Annotated in this window: 15 protein-coding genes; 5 read left to right on the top strand and 10 right to left on the bottom strand. The window is 49.4% G+C overall.

The window, feature by feature from the left end; all coding sequences use genetic code 11:
• From AC5V8P_RS14755 to AC5V8P_RS14745, 3 genes are all read left to right on the top strand, one after another.
• A partial coding sequence (locus AC5V8P_RS14755) for a hypothetical protein (protein ID WP_495473700.1) occupies window positions 1-292 on the top strand: 292 nt, incomplete at its 5' end.
• Between the two features lie 376 nt (window positions 293-668).
• Window positions 669-1,178 (top strand): TetR/AcrR family transcriptional regulator, encoded by a 510-nt coding sequence (locus AC5V8P_RS14750; protein WP_064796673.1) that lies wholly within the window; start codon window positions 669-671, stop codon window positions 1,176-1,178.
• 12 nt (window positions 1,179-1,190) lie between these two features.
• Complete coding sequence (locus AC5V8P_RS14745) at window positions 1,191-1,619, top strand: DUF3995 domain-containing protein (RefSeq protein WP_064796674.1); 429 nt, start codon at window positions 1,191-1,193, stop codon at window positions 1,617-1,619.
• 14 nt (window positions 1,620-1,633) lie between these two features.
• Here the strand turns inward: AC5V8P_RS14745 and AC5V8P_RS14740 are convergent, their stop codons facing one another.
• Window positions 1,634-2,857, bottom strand: coding sequence for an MFS transporter (locus tag AC5V8P_RS14740; RefSeq protein WP_063211867.1), 1,224 nt, complete (start codon window positions 2,855-2,857; stop codon window positions 1,634-1,636).
• 189 nt (window positions 2,858-3,046) lie between these two features.
• Here AC5V8P_RS14740 and AC5V8P_RS14735 point away from each other — a divergent pair, with 189 nt between their 5' ends.
• Window positions 3,047-3,625, top strand: a complete 579-nt coding sequence (locus AC5V8P_RS14735; RefSeq protein ID WP_063211870.1) for a TetR/AcrR family transcriptional regulator — start codon at window positions 3,047-3,049, stop codon at window positions 3,623-3,625.
• A 118-nt stretch (window positions 3,626-3,743) separates the two neighbouring features.
• On the opposite strand, the gene AC5V8P_RS14730 is transcribed toward AC5V8P_RS14735, so the two are convergent.
• Window positions 3,744-4,166: a MarR family winged helix-turn-helix transcriptional regulator gene (locus AC5V8P_RS14730; protein ID WP_063211872.1), complete on the bottom strand. Its 423-nt coding sequence runs from the start codon at window positions 4,164-4,166 to the stop codon at window positions 3,744-3,746.
• Window positions 4,167-4,331: 165 nt separating this feature from the next.
• On the opposite strand from AC5V8P_RS14730, the gene AC5V8P_RS14725 reads away from it, so the two are divergent.
• Window positions 4,332-5,801 (top strand): MFS transporter, encoded by a 1,470-nt coding sequence (locus tag AC5V8P_RS14725; RefSeq protein ID WP_064796675.1) that lies wholly within the window; start codon window positions 4,332-4,334, stop codon window positions 5,799-5,801.
• Between the two features lie 49 nt (window positions 5,802-5,850).
• Here the strand turns inward: AC5V8P_RS14725 and AC5V8P_RS14720 are convergent, their stop codons facing one another.
• The 8 genes from AC5V8P_RS14720 to AC5V8P_RS14685 all read right to left on the bottom strand — a co-directional run.
• On the bottom strand, window positions 5,851-6,927 hold the full coding sequence (locus AC5V8P_RS14720) for a Gfo/Idh/MocA family protein (RefSeq protein WP_064796676.1): 1,077 nt from the start codon (window positions 6,925-6,927) through the stop codon (window positions 5,851-5,853).
• Between the two features lie 243 nt (window positions 6,928-7,170).
• Window positions 7,171-7,584 (bottom strand): DUF350 domain-containing protein, encoded by a 414-nt coding sequence (locus tag AC5V8P_RS14715; RefSeq protein WP_064796677.1) that lies wholly within the window; start codon window positions 7,582-7,584, stop codon window positions 7,171-7,173.
• A gap of 91 nt (window positions 7,585-7,675) precedes the next feature.
• Window positions 7,676-9,088, bottom strand: a complete 1,413-nt coding sequence (locus tag AC5V8P_RS14710) for a glutathionylspermidine synthase family protein (RefSeq protein ID WP_064796783.1) — start codon at window positions 9,086-9,088, stop codon at window positions 7,676-7,678.
• Between the two features lie 7 nt (window positions 9,089-9,095).
• Window positions 9,096-9,431, bottom strand: coding sequence for a hypothetical protein (locus tag AC5V8P_RS14705; RefSeq protein ID WP_064796678.1), 336 nt, complete (start codon window positions 9,429-9,431; stop codon window positions 9,096-9,098).
• Window positions 9,431-9,724: a hypothetical protein gene (locus AC5V8P_RS14700; RefSeq protein ID WP_231116818.1), complete on the bottom strand. Its 294-nt coding sequence runs from the start codon at window positions 9,722-9,724 to the stop codon at window positions 9,431-9,433. Before AC5V8P_RS14700 ends, AC5V8P_RS14705 begins: the two co-directional genes overlap by 1 nt.
• A gap of 353 nt (window positions 9,725-10,077) precedes the next feature.
• On the bottom strand, window positions 10,078-10,983 hold the full coding sequence (locus AC5V8P_RS14695; protein WP_064796679.1) for a M15 family metallopeptidase: 906 nt from the start codon (window positions 10,981-10,983) through the stop codon (window positions 10,078-10,080).
• Between the two features lie 151 nt (window positions 10,984-11,134).
• Window positions 11,135-11,860 carry a hypothetical protein gene (locus AC5V8P_RS14690; protein WP_064796680.1) on the bottom strand — a complete coding sequence of 242 codons (726 nt, stop codon included), beginning with the start codon at window positions 11,858-11,860 and terminating at the stop codon, window positions 11,135-11,137.
• Window positions 11,861-11,880: 20 nt separating this feature from the next.
• The coding region (locus tag AC5V8P_RS14685; RefSeq protein ID WP_495473699.1) for a DEAD/DEAH box helicase at window positions 11,881-14,948 on the bottom strand (3,068 nt) is incomplete at its 5' end.

Below are 14,948 nucleotides of genomic sequence, written 5' to 3'. Positions count from 1 at the left end.
GCCACGTCAGCGATGGTTACGCCCTGCTCGTACTCGCGTACGGCTCCATCCGGCAATTTCACTTGAATACTCACGATTAAAGCCTCCATTTCAAATTGTGTGCTATATCAAAATTGAACGCAAAAAAAACGCCTCTCTCCCTCAAGGGACGAGTGCGTTCAGCTCGTGGTTCCACCCTAGTTCGGCCCGCTGCTGTACATACATTCATGTTCATCCAAACATGCAAATGCACGACCTGCGTGGCCCTCCATTGGTATCCGTTAACGGGGATAAATCGGTGGGCGCTTACTGATGCCACTGCCAGCTTACACAGCTACACGTTCAACGTCACGGCTACAAAGGGGTAACTTCACATGCGGTTGCCGGAAAAGCTCTCAGCCTCGTCTTTTCTCTCTGAACGGCCCTTCAAGGAAATCATGTCTTTGGTCAATGCCTTGAATATTACTATATGCTACAGCATTATAGATCAAATTCGCAGGTATTTCAAGTGGACGTTTATGTAAGCTTCTGTCTTATTTATCATCCGGCTATGAAGGCGAAATAGGCCTATATTTACACCCCACTAAAAACACTGTAAAATATTTCTCATCTAGACGATATCGTACAGAAAGAAGGCGAAAGAGATACCTAAGATCATTGTCACAGAAGAACAATGGATTCAAAAAGGAATGGAACGTTTTGAACAGGGCGGAATGGATCAACTCATTGTTGAAAAAATGGCTACTGCTTTAGGGTGCAGTAAGAGCAGTTTTTATTGGTATTTTGCCAATCGCAGCAGCTATATTAGACAAATTGTAGAGACATGGAAGGCACAGACGACACAACAGGTTATGACCTCGTCCATCAACCATGCCACCGCAGATGAGCGGATCAGAGAGGTGCTAACCCAGATGTTCGGCAAGACGAAACGGGGAGACTTTCTGTTTTATCTGCGCAAGCTGTCATTGAAGGACGATAGTTACCGTTCCTTGCTCAACGAAGTCGAGCAGATGAGAATGGAGTTTATGAAAGAGCTTTTAATCCAGAAGGGAATGCAGCCAGAGAAAGCCTCGCAGAGGTCATGGATGTTGTACCATTACTATTTGGGTTGGTATGAGCGTCACAAGCAAGAGACGTTAAGTGAAGAAGCCATTCAGCGGCATATTCATATGATTTGGACAGAGTGGATTTCTAATTAAGGAGGATGTGAGATGTTGGTGTTACTTTCATGGGCAGTTGGCGGAATTTTATTGGTACTGAGCGGTATGCATTTATATTGGGTATTTGGCGGGCAAAAAGGTGCTGCAGCAGCGATCCCAAGCACGGGAACGGATTTGCTTTTTAAACCCTCCAAAATAGGGACGTCGATTGTTGCCATTTTACTAGCTTTAGCCGCTTGGTTCATTCTGGAGTTAGGGAGAGTCGTACCCATTCAGTTTTTCCATTTCTTCTATTTCTACGGTGCAGGCTTGTTGTCATGTTTATTTATTTTACGTTCTATAGGAGATTTCAAATGGGTAGGGTTCTTCAAGAGAAAAAAAGGAACGGTTTTTGCAAAATGGGATACTGTGCTCTATTCGCCCCTTTGTTTTCTCTTGGGAACAGCCATTTTAATGATGATGCTTTTACGTACAACGTAGTTTAAAGCTGATCTTTACCCGTTTTGTTTCTTTCGTACGTCTCCACCGGTTTCTTTCTCAGTGAAATAGTACAGTAAAGCCAGCACAGGCAAAATGACTCCAATCAGAGCGCTGAAATTCCAACCACCCAACGCATAAGACCAACCACCTAATGATGATCCAATCGCCCCACCTATGAAAAAGATAGACATGAATAATCCATTCAGACGCCCTCTCGCTTCACTTCCCAGGGAGTAAATGACACGCTGTCCAAGCACCAGGTTTCCCGATACAGCCATATCCAGTGTAATCGCTGAAATAAAGAGAAGGATGAGCGCAGCCGTCGAATGACTTTGGAAAATATAGATGACCAAAAAGGACAAGGCGGCTATGACCATAGCTAGTCCGGTTAAACCTTTGCTCCAGCCTTTATCAGCCAATCTCCCGGCAATCGGAGCTGCTATTGCGCCGCCTACACCTACTAAAGCAAACAGTGCAATCCCTTGCTGAGACATGCCGAAATCATCCGCCAAGCGTAGAGGAACAACCGTCCAAAACAGGCTGAAGGCACCAAATAAGCAGGCTTGATATAAGGCACGACGGCGCAATGCAGGCGTTTGTTTGAAAAGAGTACCTAGCGAGAGAATCAGTTTACTGTAAGATACCGTAGGTACAGGCTTGCGCTCTGGAAGAGCCCGCGAGAGAAGAATCGTCAACAATGTCAAAACGATGGCTGACATAATAAATATGGCTTGCCATCCCCAGATGCTGGTTATGAAGCTTGCCAATGGACGTGCGAACATAATGCCTAGCAGGAGCCCACTCATGACATTCCCGACAACCCGACCGCGCTGTTCTTCGGATGCTAAATAAGTAGCGTACGGTACCAATATTTGGGCTACTACAGATCCAACTCCAATGAACAAGGATGCGGTCAGGAACAACGTGGCATTGGGAGCGAAGGCAGCAACAAGCAATGCACAGACTGTAATGATGAGCGATACGACCATGAGCCGTCGATTTTCAATAATGTCGCTAATCGGTACGATAAACAGCAGTCCTACAACATAACCGATTTGAGTTAAGGTGACAATGAAGCCCGCTGTTGTGGAAGAAAGGCCCAGCGCTACATGAATAGGCCCTACAAGGGTTTGAGCATAGTAAAGGTTGGCAACAATAAGGCCGCATGCGGCTGCCAACAGAAACATCATCCAATTTGAAATCCGATTACCTTCTACGGCTTGTTGTTTTCTTTGCATGATAATCCTCCTCAATAATTTAAATACTGAACGTATAGTTCGTTAATTCGATAATCAAATAATATACTGAACGTTTCGTTTTGTAAATAGGCAAATTCAACTTTTTATTTTTGCCTATTATTTGATATACTGAACGTACAGTTTGTATTTTGTGTTTTCCTATATCTATGTAAGAGGGTGAGCATTCCAGTGCAGAGTAAACGAGGACGTCCGCGTAATGTCGAGTCGCAAAAATCTATCCTTGCCGCCTCCTATGATCTACTGTTGGAGCAAGGCTTTGGAGCGGTAACGGTAGAAAAAATTGCGGAGCGAGCGAAAGTGAGCAAAGCCACCATTTATAAATGGTGGCCTAACAAAGCTGCCGTAGTCATGGATGGCTTCCTGTCAGCTACCATGGCAAGATTACCTGTACCCGACACGGGACGTGTACTAGACGATATTCTCATTCATGCTACGAATTTAGTACGGTTCCTAACCAGTCGAGAAGGTAAAATCATTACGGAGTTAATTGGTGAAGGGCAACTTGATGCAGGGTTGTCAGAGGCATACCGAACCCGGTATTTTCATCCCCGGCGACTTGAAGCCCGGCATCTTATTGAGCGGGGAATTGAACGCGGGGAATTGAAGGAGCATCTCGATGTTGAATTATGTATCGATCTCATTTATGGACCGATTTTTTATCGTTTGCTGGTGACAGGTTATCCATTAGACGATGCCTATGTACGACAATTAGTCATGAATGCATTCGAAGGAATTGGCTTGGACTGAATGGCGAATGCTATATAGCGGGCTGGCAGCCACCACAGAGTATTTTTTGTGAATGGCTGCTTTTTTCTTTTATCTTTTCTTTTACCTGCCGCGATTCTCAAGCTAACTCCTGATTGGCTTATTCGTCAGGGTCTATACTAATCTTTTGCAGCAGATCGATCAGAAGGTCCTCTTCCTCTTCGGATAAATTGTGGACAAGATCGGCATTGAGCTCGTCCAATATTTCTCGTAAGACAGGAGCGAACTCTAACGCCTTAGCCGTAGGAGATACAAGTTGAGAACGACGATCATTCGGGTCCGTTTTACGTTCAATGTAGCCTGATTCCTCTAATTGTTTTACAGAGCGGGCTGTGGTTGCCTTGTCAAATTTAAGTTCATTCGTCAGCTGCTCCTGTGTAATGCCCGGCCGCTGCAAAATAGTTTTTAAGAAACTGTGTTGTCCCCCACTGCCGATTCCGTAAGGAGCCAGTTTTTTGGACAGTATTTTTTGATTTCGACGGTACAGGTGGGAAATTAGCTTTCCAATCGGTTTTTTTCTCATCAAATTCACCTCATTGGCTTGAAAATGGCAATCCCCAGCTGGGACCAAAACAAAGTTTACAATACTATTGTTGCGCACGCAACTAATTTGCTGTACACTAGAACCGTTCATTTAGTTGCGCACGCAACTAAAGAAAGAGCTGCCAACGATAAAGAGGTGTTCATAATGAGTTCAACTGCTACAACTGCTGCAACCTATCAAGAAAATATCGAAGTTCAGAAGAAACGTTGGATGATTTTGATTGTTTTAAATCTGTTTACGTTTATGTCCACCCTGGATGGAAGCATCGTTAATATTGCTCTTCCTGTATTGTCCCGCACGTTACATTTACCTGTGGCACAGATTGAATGGGTAACAACCGCCTATCTAATGGCGATATGTACCGCTATTTTATTTTTTGGCAAGCTAGGGGATATGGTCGGTAAAATCAAAATATTCAAAATCGGTACGATCATATTCATTCTTGGCTCCCTATTGTGCGGTCTTAGCTCCTCACTCTCCCTATTGCTGATTTCCCGCATTATTCAGGCGATTGGCGCATCTATGACCATGGCGAACAGCCAAGGGATCGTAACAGATATCTTTCCGTCCACTGAACGGGGTAAAGCGCTTGGCCTCATCGGAACCTTCGTTTCTCTGGGCAGTATCGCCGGTCCAAGCTTGGGCGGTATTATTGTCTCCTCGTTGGGCTGGCAGTATATTTTCTGGGTCAATGTACCAATAGGCTTGGTCGCTGTCTTTCTTGGCTGGAAGCTTCTGCCGAAGGATCTGATCAAGGTGAAGGATAAAATTGACGTTCCCGGCAGCCTAGTGTTTGCTGTTTTTATTCTCACTTTGTTCGTCGGATTATTGCTAGGACAGCAAGTCGGGTATGGAGACGCACGTATTATTGCTTCGCTGGTGGTGGCGGTAGTTGCTTTTGCCATATTCATCCGATTGGAATTTCGTCGTCCACAGCCGCTGTTACAGCTCACATTGTTCAAAAATCCATTGTTTTCACTTAGTATTTTATGTGCTTTTCTGGTGTTCGTCGCTAACTTCTGCTTTAACATCATTTCGCCTTTCTATGCACAGAATATGCTGAACTTGTCGCCTTTTTATGCCGGATTTTTGCTGATGCTGTTCCCCATCTCTATGGTTATCGTAGCCCCGCTCAGCGGTGCGCTGTCCGATAAAATCGGGTCTGAGCTGCTTACCTTCGCCGGGCTGGTCGTTATGGTCGTTGCCCAGATTGGATTAGCCCAGCTCCATGCAGGCAGCTCCATCCCGCTCGTCGGTCTGTGGATTGCCATGCTGGGTATTGGCAGTGGTTTATTCCAATCACCGAACAACTCGCTGATTATGTCCAAGGTCCCTCGTACACAGCTCGGCTCAGCCGGAAGTGTTAATTCGCTGGTGCGCAACGTCGGTATGGTTGTAGGGATCACGCTGGCCACATCCATTCTCTTTTATATTATGAGTAAAGAGGCGGGATATCGGGTCACCGGATTGGTGCCGGGACACCCTGAAATTTTTCTGTCAGGCATGCATGTAGTCTTTATGACATCTGCGTCCATCTGTCTTGTAGCGGCATTGTTAACAGGCTGGAGGCTGATCGGGGCTAGACGGGCAAGAATGCAGCAAGAAAAGAGGTAGGGCCATCAGGAAGCCAAACAGGCTTTTGTAATGAGGATTACGTATCCTCTTACACTTCTACTAAGCGTCCGTTCTCTCTCCAGGATTGCAAAATTTTCTCAAGTACCCATTGATTCTTGTATCCGTCATCGAACAAGGGGGCTCGATCTACGAGCTCCCCCCTTGCCAGTTTAATAAAGTCGCCATCGGCTGTATGATTATAGATTGCAGGAACAGCCCAAGTCTCGTATTCGGCATTCGGATGTTCCAGATCACGCAGCACGATACGAATACTTTCCGGATTATTAAGGCTGGCATGCAGCGTACCGAGCTCACCGTAAATATCCACTTCGATATCGTGGCGCTTGCCGATGGCATTTTTGTGAGTGATAAAAGTACCCACGGTATTATCGCCAATGATGCCATGGAAGGCGGCGAGATCTTCCACGTCCACTTTTACAGGCAGGCCCGTGACCGAATCAGACCGCTCGGGCGTAATGATATGCAGCAGCGCCGCGACGCTTTTAAATTCACCAACGAGAAAACGGGCCAGATCAATAATGTGTGAGGCAGTATCCCCCACGACTCCGGAGCCGGCCTTGGCTAAATTATGTCGCCATGTATACGGATGCTGACGATACGGTGAAAATGCATCCATCAGATAGCGGAATTGAATATTGTATATTTTCCCCAGTTTGTGCTCTGCCAGCAGCTGCTTGGTATATTGGAAGGCCGCGCCGTAGCGATGCTTGTAGTGAACCAGCAAAGGAACTGGATTCGCGGTATACAGCCTTTCCAGCTGATCGGTTTCCTCCCATGTGAGGGTCAATGGCTTTTCTGCCAGTACTGCTTTGTGTTCTTCCAGCGCAATCCGAATAATGTCAAAATGCACATCATTGGGTGTCAGCGACAAAATCGCATCTACCCCTGGGTCACGGATCAGTGCTTCATAATGGGGATACCGCTTGGAAGCAGGCAGTTGCAGTTGTTCTCCGATGGCTTGAAGGCGGTTCACGTTGACATCACTAACGGCCACAATCGATACCCCTGACATACGGTTCAATGATCTGATGTGATATTCAGCGATCAGGCCCAAGCCGATGATACCCATCCGAATGGGGATGGTTGGGGAAGTAGAAGCACCCATATGTTCAGAACTCCCTTCTCTACAATTTGGTTTGATATGTGTAAAACATTCCTTTTTGCTATGCAGTATCACCCGTAGCTTTGTAGAATAGTCCCCACCAGAAGTGATTGCCGTAACTTTTACTTCTACAGACAGATACTAGACCGTGAATATAATTCCCCATAAAAAAAGAATCTGCAGCTCCGTTGTCCGGTTTTGCAGATCCTTTGTACCTCTTTCTTTATATCGACTACATCCTATCGACTACATAAAAAATGTACCTACGACAAAAGATACCCCAATGATGATCGAGCGCAGCAGCTGTGCCAGAGCCACATTGCCTTTGGCAATTTCTTCGCACACCTTGGTGCGCGGTGTCACCAGATCAAAAATAATATAGACCAGACACAACACTACAATGCCCACGGCCGACCAGGTCAGCATATCGAGCCATGAATGGCTGCTATACGACACCATGCCCACGATGATACACAGGCCTAGCAGCTTTGCACCCATGTAGATGCCTGCTGCTTCATTGCCACGTGCGATTTCCTGATTATCGTTATAACGTGTCAGCAAGCTGAACACAAAATAACCTACGATTAAAATGGCAAACAAGATAAGTAGGCCGATGCCTACATTGCCCAATGCGTTGCCCAAACTGAGATGAGAGTCCAATTTTTTTCCTCCTTATGATACTTGTGAATGAATAGGAACAGATAAGTTCGGAATGTTGTACATTTTGCAATTCAATTTATACACGGGCGGATTAGAAGGTTTCGTTGGTAACGGCGGCCGCGCAATAGTAGGCCATATCACCGGTTACCTTTTCGCCGATTCGCGGCAGGACTCCCGCAAAACGCCCTCCGATCACGAATATACCTGTCAGTACATAACCGTGAAATAACCCTTCCTCAGTCTGTACCTCTGCACTCTGCATGGGCCACAGCCGCTGATAAATCTTGGGCTGTCCCTCGTAATATGCGGCAATATGTGCAGCTTCCTCCTGTTCAGGCGTCAGTGGAGCATCAGCTTGATGCAGCAGAACAGGCTGGTCAGCCTTCGCATTTTGGGCCACTCCCGAGACAATTTCCAGTCTCTCCTTGGATTCAGGATGTTCAATCAAGTGCGTCCCTTTACCCTCTCGGCCCCACATGCCTTTGGCCACATAAGGCTCTTTATTTTGCATAAACACGGATGGCTCAAAATATGTAGGTAGCAGATAGGTTCGTATGACCTCCAGCTCCCGGTCGTCAAACAAACGAAAACCACAGAACGCCGGTGTCTGCTCATTGCGCTCGTACAGCGACCATACGGTTGCGGTGAACCCTTTGCTCTGGGTAATGATATGCTGCGGCGGATTAATGAGTCCTATTTTCCCGTCTGCCACCATATCCATTAGCGCCTGCCCCACCTCAAGCCCTGTGTCCTCTTCCCGATCTTCAATCAGATATTCCAGCGGATACAGGCGATAGAGGATGTGAATCTGCTCTCCCCGGTGATACAATCCTCCATTCGGGATGATTTCCAGTTCTTCCAATGGTGCATAAACCACTTCAAACCCGGCTTGTTCACATAAACGCATAATATATTTGGTATTTGTCTGATCCTCGACATGCCAATCATAGCAAGTGAAATACACCTTTGTCCCTAAACCCTTACGGCTATAAAAATGAATGAGTTCCGTCAAGGCAGACTGAATCGCCTCATCCATTCCAGAGGAAGGGCCATGTAGACTCATGTCAGCCTCTGACATTCCCTCACTACGCAGCGCTTCCAGCAGTTTTCCTTCGAGATAAGCCACCTCGGGAATTCCGGTTGGAGTGTCGGTGTTATTCTCAATGCATTTAATCCCAGCTTCCCCCACAATCCAGTCTTGACGGGTTATGCCATCCGGCGCGGCCTCCATCCGTGCAGCACGCAGCAAGCCTGGATGAATCCCCAATCGCTCCACCAGATAATCATCCGGCATAAAGCGCTGGATGAATTGCTGGACCTTGCGATAAATACGATGTACCGCCTCGGAAGCAGTCTGAAGCTCTGCCAGCTCGCTGTCCCGATATACTGTTAAGGCCGGTACGCAATAGGACTTGCCGTACATGCGATGATACGGAATCATACGGCTGATTTCATCCTTAAAAAGCTCGTCATGTTCATAAGGTAATTGCCGAATCGTACGCATGCTCATCTTAACCCCCAGAAAAAAAGCCGCTGTGTGAGCCGCTGCTGCCAAAACCACTGTGTGAGCTGGAAGATGAGGACGAGCTTTTGCGATAAAAACTGGAAGAACGACTGCTATGATATGAGGAGCCTCCATTATAATAGGTCGATCCGCCATAATAATACCCGCTGCTGCCTGAATCTCGACAGGCCGTTTGCTCCGATACAGGGAGCTCGTCGCAGTCATAATACTCGTCGTCACCGCAACCCGTCAGAGCGGCCGGGACAGCCAGCATCAGGGCAAAGGCCGCCATCCGTGCACGAGAGCCAGGCTTGGATTTCATGGCTTCCCAAGAATGCTCCATTACAGATCGACCTCCTTCACAAACAAATGCACCTTTTTCAACTGAGGGTCCAGTACCGAATAGATGAACTCGTATGTTTTGCCACCCAAGACCGTATAGTGATCCAATAGTCGTTGGGCCAGCTCCAAGGTAAATACTGAGCCTTCTCGCTGATCCATACTGCGGAACGCAGGCTCATGCCATACCCAGTACAATGCACTGAATGTGGACGTGTAGCCTCCCTCACTAGCCAGCACGAGATCCGTGATCGATGCACCGTAAGGCTGTGCACGTTCCCCTGTAAATTCGGTCACATAGATGGAATGATCCGTATGCTCTTCACTTTCATTCGAGATATGCGCCCATAGTTTGTCATGGAGACGCGTAGCGTCTACAAGCTTGCGCAGGAACAGCTCATCTCCCGATACGGATTCCCGTGTCAGGCTACGCAGTTCCTCTTGAGTGTCTTCTGACCATTCGCGATACGTTAATGAATAATAAATGATGATTCCCTTCCCTTCCTGTACGCTTCTGTCATGAGGTTTGCTATAAATCCAAGCTTCTGCCGTCGTTCACTATACGCGATTCTACCTTGAAAAGGTTCAATTTGGAAGAAAAATAAGACAGAAAAGCCGCAATCCCCAGGATTACGGCTTGGTTGTAGCAATTACAGTTTAATATTGTTTTCGTCGAAATATTCCTCCAGTGTCAACTCCTGCTTGGCCACATCCTCTGCAATGTCTACTCCCACATAACGGATATGCCAAGGCTCGTACACATAGCCGGTCACATCCTCTTTACCCTTCATATAACGAATAACAAATCCGTATTCCGGTGCATGTTCTTCCAGCCATTTGCCTTCCTTGGAGGCTCCAAAGGATTGCTCGAGCTCATTGCCTACGCTGGGGCTGGATACGTCAATGGACAATCCTGTCTGATGCTCGCTCGTCCCCGGTACGGCGCTGACCTTAGAGGCATATTCCTGCCCCTTTGTCTTTACATTGTTGTTGAAAATAGACACCTGACGCTTATAGGACCGGTATCCCGATACCGCACGCAGCTCAATGCCATCCTTTTTCGCACCGTCAAACAGCTTCTCCAGTGCCTCTGCCGCTTCCTTACGCAAATGCCGTTTCTCATGCGGCCCCTCGAAGGAAAAAGGCACCTGCGGCTCCACCAGGTCATCCGGGACATAGCCCACAGGCAAACTGCGCTTTTTGTTTACAACGACTGTATCGGAAGTCGCATTAGTGACAACCGCCGTTCCATCCTCTTCCTTAACTGTGGCTTGCAGTGCACTTTGACTTCGCAACGCCATCACGGAGTCAGCCTGTCCGCTTCCTGTACCCGCAGAGGCTTGTCCAGCGCTAGTGCTGGCATTTCCTGCGTCCGTCTGGGTGGAAGGTTGTACATTCTCCTGTGCCGCTGTGGATGACTTTAATGGCTCACTTTCCTGGCCACCTGATCCCCCTTGCTGGCAAGCAGCCAACAATAGCCCAGGCAAGATTAGCCCGGGAATGAGCGCTTTGGTCCATCGCTGAGATGTGCGCGTCTGTTGTATATGTCGTTTCATGCTGGTATCTCCTCCAATATTGCAATTGATACATGACTTGCAGTGACTTTTCCGTTCCCCCATTGTAACTGAACTTTGGACACTCTTCGAAGCTGTTATCCTATCCAATGAAGGTGAACAGACTCGAAAAAGAAAGCATATACCCGAATTATTACGGATTATGACGTTTTTGCGGAATTGCAGCCCGAGCTTGTTCGGCTACCCGTTCACGTATGAGTTTCAATGCTTCTTCGGCACGAGGTAATCCCGGCAGCAAGGACGGGATATCGGTTTCCTTTTTGGAAGCAAGTTTTTGCGGCAGACGGATCTCAATGGCATGAAAGCCTGCTCCGGGACGATGCAATGCTCCTTCCGCTGCGGATTCTGCAATCCATTCGCTAATTGCTGCCGATCCGCTGCGTCCGCCCTCCGCGCGTGAAGTAGACTCAAGCGCGGGCGATGTTCTCTGTATATGGGATAACTCTCCAGCCCAAGCACTAAACACGTACTCCAACAGCTCTTCCTGCGTCATTCCGATCAACGCTGGACAGTGTTGTGGCTCGTTTTCCAGCCCGGTCTGCAGAGCTTTCTTTACATCTTCGACTGTACCTATACCGTTCTCGCTGGCGGAAATGGCTGCCTCAGCTGCTAGCTGAACAATCTCATCGAGCGACAGACAGGTTTTCCCTTGCAGAAAACGGTAGATGTCCAAGGGCTCCGCTTTTAGCTGCTCCAGCCATGCCTCTCGCTGCTCCAGACTTAGTACAGGTACTGGACCAGTCCATTGGACGGGATGTGCGAAAGGTACACCCGTCGATTCGTCTACCAGCCCGTTGCCGTCTAATTCCACGATCCATCGACCGTCAGTTACTTTCAGCTTCACTTGCGGTCTCGTCATCGCCTTCATCCTTTCTCTGCTCACTCGATCCATACGTCATTTTGCAACGCAATCAGACCACGCAGTTCATCATCAGACATTTCGGTGAGCCAATGTTCTCCAGAGCCGACAACCTGCTCGGAAAGGGCCTTTTTGCTCTCGATCAGCTCGTCGATTCTTTCCTCCAGTGTCCCCTGACAAATCAGCTTGTGCACTTGTACATTGCGACTTTGGCCAATACGGAATACTCGGTCTGTCGCCTGATTTTCGACCGCAGGATTCCACCAGCGGTCATAGTGAATGACATGGCTGGCACGCGTCAGGTTTAGACCCACGCCACCTGCACGCAGGGAAAGTACAAATATATTCGGTCCTTTTCCCTGCTGGAAATTGTGGACCATTTCGTCCCGTCTGGTTTTCGCCAGCCCGCCATGCAGGAAATACGGCTCCTCTCCCAAAATCTTAGCCAAACGGGATACCAACAATTCTCCCATCGACACATATTGGGTGAAAATCAGCGCCGATTCGTCGTTCTCGCGAATGGTTTCTACCAGCTCCAGCAGTCGCTCCATTTTACCTGAATTTTCAGCTTTACTGCTGTCAGCACGGCCCGGAATGATCAACCCTGGATGGTCACAGATTTGCTTTAACTTGGTGAGTGAAGACAGAACAAGCCCTTTGCGGGCCATACCGACCTGCCCGTCCAGTGTGCCCAACAGTTGGTCTACCACGCCACGGTATAATCCGGCCTGCTCTGGTGTCAGTACACAATAGGACTTCAACTCAAGCTTCTCTGGCAGATCCTTGCGGATATCCGGGTCGCTTTTGAGCCGACGCAGCATGAACGGGGAGACGAGGCGATGAAGCTCACGCAACGCGGACCCTCGCTCCTCTCCTGCCAGACTGTACCGCTGGCGGAATGAAGATGCCGTACCGAGATACCCTGGATTCAAAAACTGAAAAATAGACCACAGCTCGCTTAACCGATTCTCAACCGGCGTCCCCGTCATGGCAATCCGATGTGGTGCAGACAGCTTCATGACGCTTTGTGCCTGCTTTGTGCGTGCATTTTTTATATATTGCGCCTCATCCAACACGATGGAAGACCAGTGGACCGCAGACAAATCACTGCCGTCCCGGCCCGCCAAATGATAGGTAGTGAGGACGATATCATACTCTCGTACACTTTCCTGAAACAGCTCGCCGTGAAGTCGCTGGTTGCCATGGTGAATATACAGCGATAAATCCGGCGAAAAACGCTTCAACTCCCGCTGCCAGTTGCCAAGTAAGGACGTCGGACAGATTATTAACGCCGGACGCTGATCATCTGCGCCGATGCCGCCATCGAGCAGGCAGGTAATAACCTGAATCGTCTTACCCAGACCCATGTCGTCCGCAAGACAGACACCAAAGCCCAATCCGCGCATCGCAGCCAGCCATTGAAAACCGCGCTCCTGATAGGGCCGTAGCGCACCATGCAGCGTTTCCGGCACAGGCCGCGGTTCTACGGAACGGAGCACTCCGCCCTCAGCCAAAGACGCGAGCAATCCGGCGGATTCCGCGCCAAAGATGGACAGGCCCTTCCACGAGGCCTCGCCTGCACTTTCATTTTCCGCAGCCAGATGCATCCATTCAGACAAGCTCATTTCACCGTTTTCTCCGCGCTTGATAAAACGCAGCACCTGGCGAATTTCCTTGGGATCTACCTCGATCCATTCGCCTCCGAGACGTACATATGGCAAATTGGCCGCGACGATGCTTTCCAGCTCCTCCATCGTCAGGATCGTATCCCCCAGCACAGCCTCGGCATCAAACGAAATCATGCGGTTAATGCCAACGGACGATGTATCGGCAATCACCCCATCTGGCTTGGCCCCCTGCTCTGTCGAGCGCATTTTAAGTCGCAAGCCTGCACGTCTTCGCCCCTCCCGGCTCCAGCGTGAAGGCATCTGCACAGTGATACCGTTCTTTTGTAACGCCGGCACGGCTTCCGTCAGGAAGCGGAAGAACATCTCCGGCTCCAGGGTCAGCCCCTCGGGATAAGGGCGATTCAATGCTTCCTGCATGATAGGTGCCGCTTCAGCCGCCTGTCCAAGCCTCGTCAGCAGTTGTGCCTGTACTTGACGGTATACAATTTCACCGCGAACCAGATCACGTTCAGGATACGCCCAGAGTGCCAGAGCAGGCAGTCGCAACCCAGGCTCAGCATCGCTTTCTGCCCAAAAGGTAATGCGCCATTCCTGGATACTCTCTTCCAGAGAAGGCTCCAAACGAAGGCACAGACGCAATTGCCCTTCAATGGGCTCCCTGGCTTCCCGTTCCGTGACAGGCATCGTGCTCCCCTTAAGAGAGGACGCTTGAAGAACCAGCTCCTCCATCTCAGCGGGCGTTCCCTGTATCGCAACCTGGCGCGAGCCTGTTAACAGACTGTTCCACCACAGCTCCGCCAGTGGCGATCCTCCGCGCCGATACTCTGCCCGATATCGTCCCAGCTCACGATCTGACGCTGTCAGCACTGCGGTCGTTTCGGCATGGACGACCGCACACAAGAAGGAATACAGCACCATTCCAGCTGCATCTTCACGTGTTTCTGGCTCCTTGCCCGCAAAAACGGCCGGAGCTGCCATACAAACAGCTGGCATTGCAGCTGCCAGCTCATGAAAGCGGCGGATGTCCTCCTCTTCGCGAAGCCGAGGAACCCACACCCCTACCGCCGCATCTGGATCGCGGCGGCGCGGTCCGGACGGACGCGCCTCTGTAAGCGATGGCGCAATTTCGCCCCGCTGCATCAGTTCCAGCGCAAAATAGGCAGCCTTTTGCCAATATTGCATTTCCTCGCCGAGCGTAATGCCCGATGCCGCACAGCCCTTCTCGTCCATGCGGGTCAGCAGGGCCATCGTCTCGCGGGGTTCCAGTGCCAGACCCTCCAGCGTACGCCCCAGCATGGAGCGTCTCTTGCCGCCTCTGCCTGCGGTTTCCACGCGAGCATTGTTAGGTATCCGCACCTCAGCAAGACGCAACGCAGCCTGCCGAAACGGTCGAAGGTCTCCCTTTAGCGTCAGCCTGCGGATCACACTGCTCCACGCATCAATACGTGGTTCCGACGTCT

It is taken from the genome of Paenibacillus sp. N119s (assembly GCF_059447605.1).
Note: the sequence above shows the minus strand (reverse complement) of the source record. Positions and strands in the feature narration are given on the sequence as shown.

Coding starts and splice junctions, on each gene's coding strand:
- AC5V8P_RS14750 (WP_064796673.1), top strand. CDS start 669: ATGGAACGTTTTGAACAGGGCGGAATGGATCAACTCATTGTTGAAAAA.
- AC5V8P_RS14745 (WP_064796674.1), top strand. CDS start 1,191: ATGTTGGTGTTACTTTCATGGGCAGTTGGCGGAATTTTATTGGTACTG.
- AC5V8P_RS14740 (WP_063211867.1), bottom strand. CDS start 2,857: ATGCAAAGAAAACAACAAGCCGTAGAAGGTAATCGGATTTCAAATTGG.
- AC5V8P_RS14730 (WP_063211872.1), bottom strand. CDS start 4,166: ATGAGAAAAAAACCGATTGGAAAGCTAATTTCCCACCTGTACCGTCGA.
- AC5V8P_RS14725 (WP_064796675.1), top strand. CDS start 4,332: ATGAGTTCAACTGCTACAACTGCTGCAACCTATCAAGAAAATATCGAA.
- AC5V8P_RS14720 (WP_064796676.1), bottom strand. CDS start 6,927: ATGGGTGCTTCTACTTCCCCAACCATCCCCATTCGGATGGGTATCATC.
- AC5V8P_RS14710 (WP_064796783.1), bottom strand. CDS start 9,088: ATGCGTACGATTCGGCAATTACCTTATGAACATGACGAGCTTTTTAAG.
- AC5V8P_RS14705 (WP_064796678.1), bottom strand. CDS start 9,431: ATGGAGCATTCTTGGGAAGCCATGAAATCCAAGCCTGGCTCTCGTGCA.
- AC5V8P_RS14695 (WP_064796679.1), bottom strand. CDS start 10,983: ATGAAACGACATATACAACAGACGCGCACATCTCAGCGATGGACCAAA.
- AC5V8P_RS14690 (WP_064796680.1), bottom strand. CDS start 11,860: ATGACGAGACCGCAAGTGAAGCTGAAAGTAACTGACGGTCGATGGATC.